The sequence below is a fragment of the Paenibacillus sp. NPDC058367 genome, assembly GCF_042723305.1.
Classification (GTDB): Bacteria; Bacillota; Bacilli; order Paenibacillales; family Paenibacillaceae; genus Paenibacillus_AQ.
Genome location: NZ_JBHXIZ010000005.1, coordinates 15,343 through 32,620, shown reverse-complemented (window position 1 = coordinate 32,620; position 17,278 = coordinate 15,343). Strand labels below are relative to the sequence as shown.

The window sequence follows — 17,278 nt, the reverse complement described above, 5'->3', positions numbered from 1 at the left end:
GTATATGAATACTCCCTATCTTTTAAGAACGAAGCAGAAGACCTGCTGCACCCACAATACCTGCATCATTACCAAGCTCTGCAGGAATAATCGAAACACCAGTCTGAAGCGGAGCCGGTGCGAGCTTAGCAAACACACGACGAACTTCATCAAATAGAATATCTCCAGCCTTAGACACACCACCACCAATGATAAAGACCTCAGGGTTAAGCACGGCTGCAACAGAAGCCATAGATTTACCCAGGTAGTATGCTGCACGGTTTACTATGCGAATCGCTACTTCATCGCCAGCCTTAGCCGCATCAAAGACTTCCTTCGCAGCAATCTTCTCTACCATTGAGAGGGAAGTACGATCACCACGAGCTACTGCATCGTTAGCCATACGAATAATTCCTGTAGCAGAGGAAACGGTTTCCAGACATCCCATATTACCGCAACCACATTGAATGGCTTCCAAATCCGGCACTACAGTGATATGGCCAAGCTCACCTGCTAGACCTGCAAAACCTTGATAAATCTTTCCGTTAATAATGATTCCGCCACCAACACCTGTTCCTAGCGTATAGCAGACACAGTTTTCAATCCCGCGTCCTGCACCACTCCAGGCTTCACCCAGTGCAGCCACGTTCGCATCATTGTCTATTTTGACAGGCTTGTTCCAGCGGTCTTCCAAAATGGAACGAATCGGCACATCTTTAAATCCTATGTTGGGCGCAAGGATAATGATTCCTTCACGAATATTTGTGAACCCTGCTACGCCCGCGCCTACACCTGCAAGCTGATCCCAAGAGTACGGGGAATCCTCCACAATTTGGCGTACATACTTCTCGATATTATCGATAACAGTATCGACACCTTCTGCAGTTCCTGTGGGTCCCTCATAAGTATGCAGTAGCGTTCCCTCAGCATTGCAGATTCCAACCTTAATTGCAGTTCCACCCAAATCCACGCCAACGTAGATATTCTCAGACATGTAACAAGCCACCTTTTTTTATACTAAAATAGTTAATCCTAAGTACCAACTATAATAGAAGCCCCCTCTGTGGTCAAGGAAAGACAACACACCCGGGAATTCCTTATTTTAATACTATACTCTATTATATTCTAAAAAGACCCCCTTACGACTAAGTAAGAGAGTCTTCTGACTATATTATTATCTGGAAAATAACCTAAATCACCCATTTATTCTGACAAAATACGCTTTTGCCCCTCCAGTGCACGGATAGGTGCGATATTCTGTGTAAACTCCAGCGTACCCATATACCGACCAGTCTCGTCTCGGACGGCGAAATAACGGATATAGATAAATTTATCCTTGATGTTGATCCAGAAGTCCTCAGCATCCTTACGACCTGCCTTAAAGTCTTCCAGAAGCTTCTCCACCACATGAACACTTTGAGGCGGATGACAGTTCTGTACCGTGCGGCCGATAACTGCCTTAGTTCGGGCAAAGATACGTTCCTTCCCGTGTGAAAAATATCGAACGACATCATTCTCATCAATGAATGTCAGATCTACTGGCAGGTGATTGAGTACTGTTTCGAGCTGATGCAATGACAACAGCCCTGTCTCAAAACGGATGAACCCTTCTTGCGGAGCGGCTCCCACTGCTTCACCCTGCAATGCTGCACCTTCCGGCTCTGCGGCACGTTCGGGTATCCACTCCTGCTCCGGCGCCGTTAGGCAGAATCCAATCTCATCGCTCTCCCGTGCGATTTTGACCCATTCGTCTTCCGTCAATTTATCCAGCGACATAGGCAATAAAATATTTTCTTCCTTAAAAATCATTTCATTAACTTCCTTGATGATCTCCGTAAGTTGAACACCAATATCTGCTGCATTTCCGCTGTAGCTGCTGAGCGCTGCTTTTGCCTCTTTAATCATACGACGGATATGATCATCCACGCCCCACATTACCTTGGTTGGTCCATAAATGCCGTATTTTTCAAGGTAAGGGAACAACAGATTTTCTTTTCGACTATAGTGTTTATCTAGATCCAGCAGTAAGCTAAGATCCTCCAGCAGCTTAAAGATCAGCTCCTCGCTGTCATTCTTCTGGAATTTTGCAGCATGCAAATCTAAACGGAAGTTCACAAGTCTTTCAATCTCACGGTTTTCTAGCTTGAAGGTGTGGACTGGGTGACCGGGTTGTTCTTCAGGCTTTGAGGAGCGGTGAATTTGCTCAATAGAGCCTTTGAATATTGCTGTATGCACCGAACAAAGCCGCTGTACCTCGGATACTGGAATTCCCTCTTCAGTCATTAACGAATGCTCCATTGCAGAGATTTCCGCAACAGTAACATCACCTACAGCTTCCTCGAAGCGTGCCTTAACCTCTTCAACACTTTTGCCTGCATGCAGTTCTTTAATAATCTCCTTGAGCATGGCTTGGCGACGAGTTTGCTCCGGTACATCAACCTCGCGGTTATTTATCAGTTCACTCATTATTGATCTCTCCTTAATGAAATTTTGATGATAGATTCCTTTATTTCATAATCTCGAAGCCGTGTCGTTCAAATGCTAACTTCACGGTATCGAGATCCATTTTCTTCAGCTTGATTCCTTTGGATAAGGTCATGAAACGGCCAGCGGTCTGCAGCATACCTGGCTTAGCAATGTCCTTAAAGCCCAGCTCTACCATAATCTCAACGACCTCCGGATGCCGGGATACCATCTCGAAGATAGACTCATCCATTCGCAGCATTTTTTCCATTGGACTCTTCTCCTTTATATGAGAACTATTCTCAACAACAGATTAGCATAGGCCGTACAAAGCAATTGTGATTGCAATCACTAAATCAGAAGAAAGCAAGGACTGTTCTTTTAAAGATGGATTATGAATAATGTGAAATTAAAAAAACTGCCCCCTACGCTAAATAGCATAAGGGACAGTCTAATTCGTAATAAATTATTTATTATAGCGTTACTCCTGTTTTAAATATGGATATCTCGCGGAAGTTATTCTTCTCGTTATTTACCCATTCCCCACTAGCCACGCTGATAATGTAGTTAATGAAGTCACGCAGGACCTCATCTGGAGAACCATCTTCAACCAACACACCCGCATTAAAATCGATCCAGTGACGTTTGCCTTCGTACAATGGGGTATTGGTAGACACCTTCATTGTTGGCACGAATGTACCAAAAGGTGTCCCCCGTCCGGTCGTAAAGATCACCAATTGGCAGCCGGCAGCAGCCAGAGCCGACGAAGCCACTAGGTCATTGCCCGGCGCGTTAAGAAGATTTAAGCCTTTGATAGTGATAAGCTCTCCGTACTTGAGTACATCCATTACCGTGGAATTACCGGATTTTTGAGTGCAACCCAGCGATTTATCCTCAAGCGTAGTAATCCCTCCGGCTTTATTGCCTGGTGAAGGGTTTTCATATACCGGCTGTTTATAGTCCATGAAATACTGCTTAAAGTCATTGATGAGATCAACAATTTTGTGGAAAATAGCTTCGTCTGCAGCACGTTCCATCAGAATCTTTTCGGCGCCAAACATTTCAGGTACTTCAGTGAGTACAGTTGTGCCGCCTTGGGCAGCCATATAGTCAGACAGACGTCCAAGAAGGGGATTCGCTGAAATCCCGGACAGGCCATCCGAGCCTCCACACTTCAGACCAATCTTCAGCTCAGAGAGTGCCACTTCTTCCCGATGATCGCCCTGTACGTTATTGTAGAGTTCCTTCAGCAGCTTTACGCCTTCTTCAATCTCGTTTCCAACCTCTTGGGAGACAAGAAAACGCACTCGATCCTCATCGTAACTACCCAGCATGTCTTTAAAAATATGCAAATTGTTATTCTCACAACCTAGTCCGAGCACAAGTACGGCGCCCGCATTTGGATGCTTAACCGCGTTAGCAAGTATTGTACGAGTATTGTCATGATCATCACCCAGCTGGGAGCAACCATAGTTATGCTTCAGTACGAGCACGTTATCGAACGGAGCGATATCACCAACCTCTGCCTTAAAAATATTGATGATCTGCTCCGCCACTCCATTCACACAACCAACCGTTGGGACGATCCAAAGCTCATTACGAATACCTACATATCCGTCAAAGCGACGATACCCCTTAAAGGTCAAATTCTCTACTTTAAAAGGATTGGGTGTCAGCTTCTGTTCAAAAGTATATTCCTCAACCCCTGTTAGGTTTGTCTTCGTATTATGGGTATGCACCCACTGGCCCGGCACGATAGGCGCTTTAGCATGACCGATGGGATAACCATACTTCAATACATTCTCGCCTTCGCTAATGCTGGTTAGTGCAATTTTATGACCTCTAGCAATATCTTCCGTAATTTTAATCTCTTTTGAACCAATCACAATGGTGTCGCCTGCTTGATAGTCTTTAAGTGCAACTGCCACGTTATCAGCCTCGTTGATCTGCAGTACCTCTTTCATAGTCTTAATCATGTCGTTATCCACCTCCTGTGTATTAGTTGTGTGCAGGTCTCTTCACGTACGCATGCAGCGCTTGCTTCATACCTGTTCTCTCAATCGCAATGAGCCCTTCTGTCACCTTGTCAGTAAGATCAGCCACTTCATTCAGGTCACAGCCCCAGCGATTTGTCGCTGCTAATACTTCGACAGCCAGTGCGCGTAACCCAGGGTCTGTGCCATCCCATCCTCCCCACAAGGAGGCGAACCATTCCAAAATATCCGCATCGTCCGCCAGCTGAATCTCTTCTTCCCCTCTACGTCCTTTATAGAAGGCAATTAATGCACTCAATGAGAAGACAAGCTTCTCGGGCAATTGTCCTTTGGACTCTACATATTGCAATAAAGAAGGTAGATCTCTTGTCTTAAATTTCGAGATAGAATTAAGGGAGATGCTCATCAAGTAATGCTGCACATAAGGGTTCAGGAACCTTTCTAATACCGCGTCTGCAAAAGAATTCAATTCCTCTACCGGCAGATCCAGCGTCGGAATGATCTCATCGTAGATTAAGGACTTCACGTACGCCCCAACCTCTTCGTGCTCAATGGCCTCGGCAACCGTATCAATGCCGTACAAATACGCTACTGGTGTCAATGCGGTATGAGCTCCGTTTAGAATTCTCACTTTACGCGTCCGGTAAGGGGTCATATCATCTACCACGAGCACATTAAGACCTGCTACTTCAGCCGGGAATTCATTTTTAATCCATTGAGGCCCTTCAATTACCCAAAGATGGAACTGCTCGCCGACAACGACCAGCTTATCCTCATAGCCCAATTCTTCCGTAATCTCAGCGATGCTGTCTCTTGGATATCCGGGAACAATGCGATCCACCAGACTGCAGCAGAAGGTGTTGGCTTCATTCAGCCATTTTACAAAGCCCTCTCCCAGATTCCACAGGTCAGCATATTTCAAAATGACCTTCTTAAGCTCATCCCCATTTCGGTCAATCAGCTCGCACGGAATGATGATAAAACCTTTAGAAGCATCACCGTTAAAAAATTCAAAACGCTTATACAATAAGGCCGTCAGTTTACCTGGAAAACTGCTCTGCGGAGCATCGGTTAACTTGTCGCCTGCTTCAAAAGCAATTCCCGCCTCAGTGGTGTTGGACACGATAAAGCGCAGCTCTGGATTTTCGGCAAGCTTCATATACTCCTCATGCTGGGCAAAAGGATTAAGCGTTCGTGTAATACAGTTGATGACCTCATGTTCTTTTACCGCTGCTCCATCTTTGATTCCTTGGAGATACAACGTGTATAAACCGTTCTGAGCATTTAGCATTTCTGCAAGTCCGTTGCCCAGCGGTTGTACAACCACCACGCCACCATTGAAATCCGTTTTTTGATTCATGGTATGAATCTGCCAATCTACAAAAGCGCGCATGAAATTGCCTTCACCAAATTGCAGAACCTTCTCAGGATATTGCTTGTAGGCTTTCCAACTATCACTATTTAATCTGCTCATATAAACGCCTCCTGATTATTAATGCACACGATAAACTAATTAAATATACTTTATAATACAATATTTATATTAATATTTTATTAATTAATGCACACGTGAAAATTTTAATTCAAAATCCTTTACGAGTGAAAGGATCAAGCTGCTATGCGCAGCTTTTTGCTTCTACAGTTTCCTAACCGATTCTCTCGTAATAAACTCCGTATCAATGGAGGTTAGCCCGTCATTCTCCAAAGGTTCTTTAATTAAGCTTAGCAGCTTGCGGGCTCCATGCTCGCTGATCTTCTCAATAGGACGTTTAACTGTGGTAAGCGAAGGATTCGCAAAGAGCGAAAATCCAATATCATCAAAACCAACAATAGAAACATCACTTGGCACCTGCAGCCCGCGCTCAAACACAGCTTTCATAGCCCCGATCGCCATATCGTCATTGGAACAAAATACTGCCGTCGGCGGTTTTTCCAAATCTAGCAGCTTGCCCATCGCCTCATATCCACTTTGCATATCGTAATTACCACTGATTATGTAGTCATTACGTGCAGGAATATTATAGTCAATCAATGCTTTTATAAAGCCATCTCTACGTTCCTGCGTGGATTTAAAACCCTCGACACCTTCAATAATCGCAATGTCTTGATGCCCGGCTTCAATTAGATGTTTGCCTGCATTATATGCGCCTTCCCGGTCATTCGAGATGATGTTGATAATGGAACGGTCATCAATTTGTCGGTTCAGCACAACGATTGGAATGCCTTGCTGTACTACATGGTAAATGAATTTATTATCTGCTTCGCTTTGACTCATTAGAATAATTCCATCAAAACGTCTGCGATGAATAGAAGAATACTCTGCATAATCGTCGATCCCACGTATAAACAGATTATATTCAACATCCACTACCCTATTCACACCACGAATCGTGTCAGAGAAGAAACCGGACGATGTGCCCTTCGCAATGCTTGTGAAGAACAGGCCAATGGTATACGAACGTTGCATCACAAGGCTTTTGGCATTGTAATTGGGGACGTAACCCACTTGTGCAGCAATCTCGGCGATTTTTTTACGTGTGACCTCTTTAATTAGGGGACTGTTGTTAAGTGCTCTCGATACAGTTGTATGTGAAACATTCGCCAGCTTGGCGATATCCTTGATTGTAGGTGCCATGGGTCAACCTTCCTTATCAAACGGGTTTGGCTATTCCATGTAAGGATATCATAACGATTACCTAGTCACCAATGCCTGTTTCGAGAAATTGAAATAATGATCAGCGTTATTGTAACAGATATTCTCAATCATACCGTCTAACAGTTCCATATCATCCGGGGCTTCTCCATCCTCTACCCAAGAACCTACAAGATCACATAGAATTCTTCTAAAATACTCATGTCTGGTATATGATAAAAAGCTTCTGGAGTCTGTTAACATTCCGACAAACTGGCTAAGCACACCTAGATTAGCCAGCGTCTTCATCTGTTCCAGCATGCCATCCTTGTTATCGTTGAACCACCATGCCGTCCCGAATTGAATCTTCCCTGGAATTCCGCCGCCTTGGAAGCAGCCCATTAAACCAGCAATGACATGATTATCATTTGGATTCAGTGAGTACAAAATCGTCTTAGGCAGCGCATTCTCACGATCCAGCGCATCTAGCAGACCTGCCAGCGGTTTAGCAATCACGCCGTCATTGATGGAATCATAACCCGTGTCAGGACCGAGGCGCCCGAACATTACACTGTTATTATTACGCAGCGCATGGATATGGAATTGCATGGCCCAATCCAGCTCGCTATATAATTTCCCGAGGAACACAAGGGTGAACCCTTTATATTTCTTTTCTTCACTCTCACTTACAACGCCTTCACGAAGAGCTTTGTTGAATATAGCCGTAGCTTCCTCCAAGGTAGCAGGCTCAAACATTACTGCATCCAAAGCATGATCGGATACACGGCCCGCTCTGGCGTGGAAGAATCTCACTCTGCTCTCCAATGCTTCTAGAAACTGACCATAATTCTCAACATCCATTCCTGAGACTTCGCTTAGCTGAGCTACCCAAGGCTTGAAGGTAGGACGATTAATCTCAAGGGCTTTATCTGGACGAAACCCCGGAACTACGCTGGTATCGAATCCACTCAAGCTGCTGATTTTTTCATGATATTCCAGAGAATCTACTGGGTCATCGGTGGTGCAAACAACAGTTACTTTCGATTTAACAATTAGGTCTCTTGCCCCATATCCTTCACCTTGCAACTGTCTGTTCACTTCATCCCAAATCTTCGGTGCATTAGCTTCATTTAGCAAATCATATACTCCAAAGAAACGCTGCAACTCAAGATGTGTCCAATGATAGAGCGGATTCCCGATAATCTTAGGAACGGTTCTAGACCATGCCAAGAACTTTTCATAGTCACTAGCATCACCAGTAATGAACTTCTCCTCTATACCATTTGCCCGCATCACTCTCCATTTGTAATGGTCGCCATACAGCCAAGCTTCGGTAATATTGTTGAACGTCTTGTTCTCATAGATTTCTTGAGGACTGAGGTGGCAATGATAGTCGATAATAGGCATATCTTTCGCATGATTATGAAACAGCTTAATGGCGGTCTCGCTCGACAACAGGAAGTTCTCATCCATGAATTTTTTGCTCATGAGATTTGCTGCGCTCCTTTATAATCATAATGGGAGTTACAATTAGTTTAACGTGAACATTTTTTTGAATTATGATATTTAAACTTAGTTATTTCTTTAAATTACAATAATTTCGTTGCTAAATATGTTAAAATTGTTCACGTTAACATTATCTCTTATTGTAAACGTATTTTTTAAATGCGCAAGCCCTTTTCGAAAGACATTTTTACAGTTATTTTAACAGCACCCAGCTTCCTGCTACAAAAAAGCAGGCGCCCCTTTAAAATAAGGATCACCTGCTTGAATTCATTCCGATTAATTTAGTTATATTAACTACCCAAGTTTTCGCTCCAGTCATGTACCATTGTGCCCTCAAGATATTTCTCAGCGTCCATTGCTGCCATACAGCCGGTGCCCGCTGCGGAGATCGCTTGTCGGTAACGGGTATCCTGTACGTCGCCGCAAGCGAATACACCCGGAATGTTCGTCTCAGTAGTACCTGGATTTACTACAATATAACCATTGGTATCCGTCGTAATCTGACCGCCCAAGAATCCGGTATTCGGCGTATGACCGATAGCGACAAACACTCCGTCCGCTTCGATCAGTTCTTCAAGCCCTGTATCATTGTTGCGAACCGTCAGTCCCTTAACTCCAGACTCGCCGGTTGTTACTTCAAGCGGTGTACGGTTAAGTGCCCACACAACCTTACTGTTATCGCGTGCGCGGTCCTGCATAATCTTTGAAGCTCTGAGCTCATCACGACGATGAACCACGGTTACGCTAGAAGCAAATCTTGTTAAGAAGCTGGCTTCCTCCATCGCAGAGTCACCACCACCGACCACGATAATCTTCTTGTTCCGGAAAAAGAAGCCATCACAAGTAGCGCAAGTGCTGACCCCACGGCCCACATTCTCCTGCTCCCCTGGTATTCCTAAATATCTGGCAGAAGCACCGGTAGAGATAATTACCGACTCTGCCTCTAATACACCCAAACCATCTACTGTCACTTTAAATGGACGCTGTGAAAAATCCACTGAATCCACCCAACCATTCTTGAATTCAGCACCAAAACGTTCAGCCTGCTTCCGCATGTTGTCCATTAAATCCGGGCCGAGAATCCCTTCGGGAAAACCTGGAAAATTCTCCACTTCCGTTGTCGTTGTCAGTTGTCCACCTGGCTGCATCCCTTCAATTACAAGTGGGTTAAGGTTGGCACGTGCCAAATAAATAGCAGCAGTAAGCCCGGCCGGGCCTGTTCCGATTACAATCGTTTTGTACATAACAGTGGCCTCCTCACAATAGGGTTTATGCATCAAGAATTTAGATATTTTCAGTAAACGGGGGAAGACTGTCGCTCACACTTCCCTGAAAACTACATTCATCATCGATACGCCGAGCATAACGGCTGACCATCGACACGGATACGTCATAACGCTGAGCTACCTCGCGGTAGGTGACTGGAAGGTTATGCATTTTTGCGATCAGATATTCTAAGGCAGCACACCAGCCTTCCGTTTGACGGATAAAAGGAACATCTGGATATATGCTACTCACGAATTGCTTCCAAAGTAATTCAGCATCTTTTTTCTGGACGGCATCAAATCTCCGGTCCATCATACTTACCGTCTGGTCGATGACTTTTTGCCAATCTTCTCTCCATTCTGGCAATCCCTTCAGACGCGCATTAGAAGTTTCTTTGGCTTCCTGAAGTACATTTTCCTCCGGAACACTACCAATCAGTCGCTGTAGGCTCAGAAGCGCAGCTTCCTGCAGCTTTTCTTCCTGCAATGGCTGTTGCTTCAGAAGTCCTTGTAGAATCTCGGACATTTCTTCATCTTCAATCCAGCGCAGAGCTTCCGTAACCTGAAGCTTCGTATTGGCATCACCGTAGCGAAGTGCCCAGAAGAAGGAAGATCGAAGCAGCGGATTGTTCCGCACCTCTTCAGCAAAGCTGCCTTTGTTGTCTTTCCACAGCTTCAGCTGCTCTTGAAAGGGGAGCTGATAGTTGTAACTGATTGGAGACAACGCCTTGCCTTCCCCCTGTGCTTGCTGCAGTTGGGCCAGAAAAAATCTCGGCACAGCCGATTCCGGATCCAGCTTAGCAGCTTTTTGCCAGCAACGCTGAGCCTCTGCATAGAGACCGCTATTACTTGCTGCTGCCGCACAGTAATGGTACAAACTGGCGTCACCGCCGACTTCCTCATCTTTCAGCAGGCGCCGAAAATGACCATAGGCGGTTCTATGCCGTCCCAGAATCCCCATCGTAGTGGCCATCTTGAATAAATGCTCCTGGTGAAAAGGAATAGTCGTCTCTAGCAGACGTAATAATCCAGCAAGTTGCCCGCGGTCACCTTCATACTGCAAAAAGATCGCCAAGTTACAAAGTGCGTGCAAATTCCCAGAGTCCTGTTCAAGCACCCGCATAATGCATTCTTTGGCTTTGGTAAAACGACCCATATAGAAATACGCAAGGGCTAGATTGTTATGCGCCGCCAAGAAGTCTGGCGTATTGCTCACAATCTCTTCAAGCAAAGTTACGGCTTGTGTAAACTTGCCTTCCTCCAACAGCGCTCGGGCCCGCTCATGCTCTATTACCCCTTCCCGGCTTCTAATCCGGATAAGTGGTGCAGGACGATCGAGCTCATATTGCAGAAGTTCCATCAACTCTTCCGATTCGGCTAGAAATTCACCGTTCACATCTTCTTCGAGATAAGTAACGAGTGAGCGTTCTGCCTCCTCATAGCTTTCCATATTGGCGAAGTTGTTAGCCATATAGAAATAACATTCCGTCATTCCAGGATCAATATTCTCCAGCACATGGGTCAAAATGTCGTTAGACGCCTCATAATTACCCATCTCTGATAATACACCTGCTACGTTACAATGATTTACCGGGTTCTCCGGTTCGTACTCTACAGCTTTGCGAAAATTCTTTAATGCCTTATCATATTGAAAGCGATCCAAGGACCGAACGGCTCTTTCAAAGAAAAAATTGGCATTCAGAGTGACAGGAATAACATTACCATTCTCCTCATACTCTGAAGTTCTCTCCATCATGGAAGCAAGGCACCCCCTTATAAGAAGCTTCCTTTTATACTAACGAAAAAATAGGAGGACGGCGCCCAATGGGGTATACCGGAGCTCCAAACTTAATCGCTATTCCGTTCCCTTTATGGGTGCGGCTATCTTCACACAGTATACCACATGTGACCGCGAGATTCTCAAATTGAGAAAGACTCTACCACTCCACAAACAGCAACTTTTTCACATAAAAATAAAAAAGACGGGGAATTAAATTCCCGCGTCTCTGAAAAGCTTATCGATCGAACCGCCCTCAAGAATAATACGTGTAGCTTGTGCAAGCATCGGTGCCACCGATAAGACCGTAAACCGACTTGAATGATCATCTGGCAGTGCAATAGAGTCCGTAATGACCACTTCCTGAACAGAGGGATGGTCAAGCCGCTGCAGCGCAGGTCCTGAGAACAATCCATGCGTTGCACAGACGATACTGTCCTTCGCACCTCTCTCTTTCAGACCCTCAACCACATTCACGATGGTAGTCCCTGTATCAATAAGGTCCTCGATAATGATCGGTGTACGTCCCTCGACATCACCAATGACATGAGTGATTACAGATTCATTATGGGCTGGACGCTTCTTGATCATAATGGCAAAAGGTGAATCCAGCTTATTTGCGAGCTTCTCAGCCATAGATGCACGTCCCGCATCCGGAGAAACAATGACCAAATCAGACATAGCCTTGGCCTTCAAATGGCTGCTGATCAAATCGAGAGCAGTCAAATGATCGACCGGAATGTTGAAAAAGCCTTGAATTGCCGCTGCATGCAAATCGATAGTAATTACACGGGTTGCGCCCGCGGTCGTAAGTACATCAGCTACCATCTTAGCCGAGATCGGTTCACGAGGTGCAGACTTACGTTCCTGTCGAGCGTATCCATAATACGGCACAATAATGTTAACTGTACGTGCTGATGCCCGTTTAGCAGCATCTATCATCACGAGCAGTTCCACGAACATCTCATTAATGGGATGGGATAGGGATTGCACCAAAAATACGTCGCAGTTCCGGATGCTCTCTTCGTAATGCACGTAAATCTCGCCGCTCATGAAACGGGTCAGCTTAATCTGCCCCAATTCAACACCAAGTCGCTCTGCAATATCTGCCGCCAGCTTTGGATTCGACGAACCGGAAAAAATACGTAATTGTTGATGATGCATAATACCCTCCTGCGGATTATAAATTATAGTTTGAACGGAACAGTGGTACGACGGCGTCCCTCATATACAGCCAGCTCACGGAAGCCTGTGTGCCAAAGCATGCTACGTGCCTCTTGCAAGCCGTCACCAAGCTTGGCAGGGTCATGTGCATCCGAGCCAAGCGTAAGCGGTATACCGAGCTTAAAAGCTTCCTGTAGCAGATGCTCCGCCGGGAACATCTCAGCACATGGCTTGGTAAGTCCTGAAGCATTCAGCTCCATGGCGATTCCGCTATCCGCTATAACCTTTAAGGTTTCCAGCTCCAGCGTTCTCACCTCTGCTTTACCTTCTGGTGTCTGAGGACCATAGCCGAACCGTTTAATAACATCCATATGTCCTATAATATCATATAATCCTGATAACGCCGACTTCTTTACAGCATCATAATAAAGGCGATATACCTCTAGTTCATCCTTGCCTTCCCAGCCATCAACCTGTCGATAATCTGTGATATCCCACTCCCCGAGAAAATGCACAGAGCCTATCAGATAATCCCATGGGTAAGGAGATAAAATCTCACGAATTTGATCCTCGTAGCCTTCAATATAATCTGCTTCCAGCCCTACCCGCAGGTCTATGACTCCGCGGTAGCGTTCCTTCAGCGTCAGACATTCCTCCACATAACGAGGCAGTTCAGCCATTGGCATGGCCATTTCAGGGTAATAGCTAGCGGGATCAACATGGATGAGCGGCAAGTGGTCGGATAACCCTAGCTGCTGAAGACCAAGCTGTATCCCACGCTGCACATACTCCTCAAGCTTGCCCACGGCATGACCGCAGCGCTCATGATGCGTGTGGTAATCGATATGCATCCGTCAGTTCCCTCCCTAGTACTGGTCCCGGCGTGGGCGCTCGTGGCGGGTACTCAACTCTTCCATGATTTCATCCAGCGGAAGCTTGCGCTCTTGTAGCAGTACTAGTAAGTGGTAGATCAGATCACTAACTTCAAGACGCAGCTCGGCATTATCTTTATTTTTGGCGGCAATAATCGTTTCAGAGGCTTCTTCGCCTACCTTCTTAAGGATCTTATCGACACCTTTATCGAACAAATAAGTTGTATACGCGCCTTCCGGACGCTCTACTTCCCGCTCAGCAATCACGCGCTCCAGCTCACCAAGAACAGCAAAACGCTCAGCATCCGTAAGGCTAGTGGCTACCGATTTCTGAGATTCCTCAGCTTGGTTATTCAAAGGAATGTCACGGAAAAAGCATGACGTAGCTCCAGTATGGCAAGCTGGTCCTTCAGGGACAACCTTCACGAGCAGTGTATCACTATCGCAATCATAGGCTATGGAAGTAATCGCTTGTGTGTTGCCTGAGGTTCCACCTTTGTGCCAAAGCTCACTGCGTGAGCGGCTCCAGAACCAGGTCTGGCCACTTTCCAACGAGAGCTGCAACGATTGCGAATTCATATAAGCAACCATCAAAACTTCTAGTGTGTTAGCATCCTGCACAACGGTAGGCACCAACCCCGCTTCATTCCAGCGAATGCCGGCCAGCGCTTCTTTTTGGCTAATGGATGTATTCTTTTCTGTTTCGCTCATCGGATCTCTACCCCTTTTTGCTTCAAGTCAGCCTTTAAGTCGTTAATGGCAATCTCTTTATAGTGAAAAATGGTCGCCGCCAGTCCCGCATCGGCTTTCCCTTCCGTAAATACATCGTAAAAATGCTCCTTCTTCCCAGCGCCGCCAGAAGCAATCACAGGAATACTAAGTAAATTGCTTACTGCTGAGGTCAGCTTCAGGTCGAAGCCATCTTTCGTCCCATCTGCATCCATACTTGTGAGCAAAATCTCGCCTGCACCCAGCTTTTCAGCTTCCTTGGCCCAGGTCAGAGCACGGATGCCAGTGGGCTTGCGACCACCATGCGTATACACTTCCCATTCACCAAATGCCTCGTTATATTTAGCATCTATTGCTACCACAATACATTGAGAGCCAAAACGGCGTGCACCTTCCAAAATTAACTGTGGATTAGTGATAGCAGCCGTATTAATGCCGATTTTGTCTGCACCTGCACGAAGAATCCGCTTCATATCATCAGGTGTAGAGATCCCGCCACCCACTGTAAAAGGAATGGCGATTTCACCTGCGGTCTGCCGCACAACCTCAATCATGGTCGCCCGGCCTTCTACGGAAGCCGATATATCGAGAAACACAAGCTCATCTGCACCCTCACGGTCATACAGCGCCGCCAGCTCAACCGGATCTCCGGCATCACGCAGATTCACAAAGTTAACGCCTTTGACTACCCGTCCGTCCTTAACGTCAAGACAGGGGATGATACGTTTTGCTAACATAATAAATCCCTCCTTTATTGCAAAGGCTTTTTCGATCCCCTAAATCCCGCTCCACTCACTCTATAATCACTTTGTTCCCACGATTCTTGCTCCTAGCAGGACGACGGGCTCGCGACAACCGCAAGACCACATTCATATAGGCGGCCTGTGGGCTTGCGCTCATGAAATAATAAGCATAATTAGTTGCACAATGTGCAGTTATTTCACCGCTCGTCCAGCAAGCCCTCCGTTTAATTGCATTTCGTACAATTAAATCTGAGAATGAGCTTAGAAATAAGCTCAACTCTCATTTATAGCTGCACGAAATACAATTAAATTAGCTAAAGGATTCTGAATTGGAACAATAGTTGTATGAAGTACACTTATACTATCAAAGGATAATGCCCAACCTGCCGCTTAATTAACTTATTGCAGCAGTTCCCACATCAGGCTTAAGCTGAAACCACCTTCGTCGCTCAATAGCTTAGTGGCTTATTAGCCTAGTTCAACGTTCTATTGCATTCTGTACAATAGAATCGACCTCAAACAATCTAATTGTGCCGTCTGTTGCATTTCGTGCAATAGATTCCTGAGAAATCCACAAAAATAAGAGCTTTGAACTGTTTGGATTGTACAAAGTGCAGTCAGATAAGCATTCAGCTTCTTTAAGCAGCTTTCTATTGCACAAAATGCAACCAGCACCCCTAAATGAGACTTTTCACAGAGTAAGAACGAGTTAATTAGTCAGGTTCGTCAACTAACGCACATACTCAGCACTACTTCTGCCCGAGCGCCTGCAAAGCTTTGGAAAGATCAATATTGCCCGTGTACAACGCCTTGCCAACAATAGCTCCGCCCACACCGATGCCGCTGTGTACGTTCAGACGTAACAGATCATCAAGACTGGTGACTCCGCCGGAGGCGATCACCGTTTTACCGCTGACCTTCGCCATGGACACAATGCCCTCCACGTTCGGACCCTGCATCATCCCGTCGCGGGAGATGTCGGTGTAAATGAACGTCTCGGCTCCTTTTGCAGCCAATTCCTTAGCCAGATCCTCAGCACGTACTTCAGAGGTGTTCAACCAGCCATGTGTCGCAACATAACCGTTGCGCGCATCAATGCCGATAGCTACTTTATCACCGTATTTAGCCAATACCGCTTCAGTAAAAGCATGATCGTTAATCGCAGCAGTTCCGATAATAACCCGACTAACGCCAAGCCCAAGCAATTTTTCCACGTCCGCAAGATTACGAAGGCCACCGCCCACCTGAACAGGCACATTAGCATTAGCAGCAATAGCGCCGATAATCGCATCATTCACAGGATGACCTGCTTTCGCGCCATCTAAGTCCACCAAATGAATGAACTTTCCGCCTTGCTCTTCCCATGATTTTGCCACCTCCAGTGGGCTATCATTGTATATCGTTTCCTGACTGTAATCCCCTTGCTGCAGCCTGACACATTTTCCATCCCGGATATCAATCGCCGGATATACAATAAAAGAAGACATTTGGCGCTCCCCACTTTCGTTACATTATATTTATAGCGCGGCTTACGCCCGCTCTCCCTTTAATTTCAAAAAATTGCCCAGCAGCTTGATTCCCAGCTCCCCACTTTTTTCAGGATGGAACTGCATGCCGAACACATTATCTTGCCCCACAATAGCTGTGACTGGGTAACCATAATCGGTGACAGCCAGCAGATCACTCTCATTCGCTACAAGCGCATGATAAGAGTGCACAAAGTACACATGACCCTCATCAAGATCTGCAAAAAGCGGACTTTGCGGCTGCCTAAAGCTCAGCTTGTTCCAACCCATATGCGGTACCTTATAGCCATCTCTAGGAGCGAAACGCACCACCGAGCCTGAGAGAATATCAAGTCCCTCATGGCTGCCATGCTCTTCACTGCTGCAAAACAGTAGTTGCATACCAAGACAGATTCCTAGCAGCGGCTGGGTTCCGGCAGCTACCTGTTTGACCACACGATCCAAACCACTTTCCCGCAGCTGCTCCATCGCATCGCCAAATGCACCGACACCAGGCAGAATGACACTATCAGCAGCGAGAATTTGCTCGGCTTCCCCCGTCACTACACACTCATAACCGAGACGTTCTACCGCCTTGCTCACACTGTGCAGGTTGCCCATGCCATAATCGACGATTGCAACAGTCATG

Annotated in this window: 15 protein-coding genes; all 15 read right to left on the bottom strand. The window is 46.0% G+C overall.

The features are described 5' to 3' along the window. Positions 1-22: 22 nt before the first annotated feature. Positions 23-973 carry an ROK family glucokinase gene (locus ACFWMP_RS23480; RefSeq protein WP_042184026.1) on the bottom strand — a complete coding sequence of 317 codons (951 nt, stop codon included), beginning with the start codon at positions 971-973 and terminating at the stop codon, positions 23-25. Between the two features lie 209 nt (positions 974-1,182). Continuing rightward, positions 1,183-2,445: a DUF438 domain-containing protein gene (locus tag ACFWMP_RS23475; protein ID WP_379424834.1), complete on the bottom strand. Its 1,263-nt coding sequence runs from the start codon at positions 2,443-2,445 to the stop codon at positions 1,183-1,185. A gap of 40 nt (positions 2,446-2,485) precedes the next feature. Beyond that, on the bottom strand, positions 2,486-2,713 hold the full coding sequence (locus tag ACFWMP_RS23470) for a DUF1858 domain-containing protein (protein WP_076299971.1): 228 nt from the start codon (positions 2,711-2,713) through the stop codon (positions 2,486-2,488). Between the two features lie 202 nt (positions 2,714-2,915). Then, the gene (locus tag ACFWMP_RS23465) at positions 2,916-4,406 is read right to left on the bottom strand and encodes a UxaA family hydrolase (protein WP_379424965.1); all 1,491 of its coding nucleotides are present in this window, start codon (positions 4,404-4,406) and stop codon (positions 2,916-2,918) included. 34 nt (positions 4,407-4,440) lie between these two features. Then, entirely contained in the window at positions 4,441-5,910 is a 1,470-nt protein-coding gene (locus ACFWMP_RS23460; RefSeq protein WP_379424833.1) for a tagaturonate reductase, read from the bottom strand. A 162-nt stretch (positions 5,911-6,072) separates the two neighbouring features. After that, positions 6,073-7,071, bottom strand: a complete 999-nt coding sequence (locus ACFWMP_RS23455; protein ID WP_379424832.1) for a LacI family DNA-binding transcriptional regulator — start codon at positions 7,069-7,071, stop codon at positions 6,073-6,075. A 57-nt stretch (positions 7,072-7,128) separates the two neighbouring features. Further along, positions 7,129-8,556, bottom strand: a complete 1,428-nt coding sequence (gene uxaC, locus ACFWMP_RS23450) for a glucuronate isomerase (RefSeq protein ID WP_379424831.1) — start codon at positions 8,554-8,556, stop codon at positions 7,129-7,131. 308 nt (positions 8,557-8,864) lie between these two features. After that, complete coding sequence (trxB, locus tag ACFWMP_RS23445; protein ID WP_149647951.1) at positions 8,865-9,818, bottom strand: thioredoxin-disulfide reductase; 954 nt, start codon at positions 9,816-9,818, stop codon at positions 8,865-8,867. 40 nt (positions 9,819-9,858) lie between these two features. Further along, entirely contained in the window at positions 9,859-11,595 is a 1,737-nt protein-coding gene (locus tag ACFWMP_RS23440) for a tetratricopeptide repeat protein (RefSeq protein ID WP_076286824.1), read from the bottom strand. 234 nt (positions 11,596-11,829) lie between these two features. Continuing rightward, the gene (locus ACFWMP_RS23435) at positions 11,830-12,780 is read right to left on the bottom strand and encodes a ribose-phosphate diphosphokinase (RefSeq protein WP_042123288.1); all 951 of its coding nucleotides are present in this window, start codon (positions 12,778-12,780) and stop codon (positions 11,830-11,832) included. A 23-nt stretch (positions 12,781-12,803) separates the two neighbouring features. Continuing rightward, positions 12,804-13,631 carry a histidinol-phosphatase HisJ gene (gene hisJ, locus ACFWMP_RS23430; protein ID WP_379424830.1) on the bottom strand — a complete coding sequence of 276 codons (828 nt, stop codon included), beginning with the start codon at positions 13,629-13,631 and terminating at the stop codon, positions 12,804-12,806. 15 nt (positions 13,632-13,646) lie between these two features. After that, positions 13,647-14,363, bottom strand: coding sequence for a bifunctional phosphoribosyl-AMP cyclohydrolase/phosphoribosyl-ATP diphosphatase HisIE (hisIE, locus tag ACFWMP_RS23425; RefSeq protein ID WP_379424829.1), 717 nt, complete (start codon positions 14,361-14,363; stop codon positions 13,647-13,649). Further along, complete coding sequence (gene hisF, locus ACFWMP_RS23420) at positions 14,360-15,118, bottom strand: imidazole glycerol phosphate synthase subunit HisF (protein WP_339244238.1); 759 nt, start codon at positions 15,116-15,118, stop codon at positions 14,360-14,362. The genes hisIE and hisF overlap by 4 nt, the downstream gene beginning before the upstream one ends. Before the next feature lie 755 nt (positions 15,119-15,873). Continuing rightward, complete coding sequence (hisA, locus tag ACFWMP_RS23415) at positions 15,874-16,611, bottom strand: 1-(5-phosphoribosyl)-5-[(5-phosphoribosylamino)methylideneamino]imidazole-4-carboxamide isomerase (RefSeq protein ID WP_379424828.1); 738 nt, start codon at positions 16,609-16,611, stop codon at positions 15,874-15,876. Between the two features lie 42 nt (positions 16,612-16,653). Beyond that, the gene (gene hisH / locus ACFWMP_RS23410) at positions 16,654-17,277 is read right to left on the bottom strand and encodes an imidazole glycerol phosphate synthase subunit HisH (protein ID WP_379424827.1); all 624 of its coding nucleotides are present in this window, start codon (positions 17,275-17,277) and stop codon (positions 16,654-16,656) included. Position 17,278 lies beyond the last annotated feature (1 nt).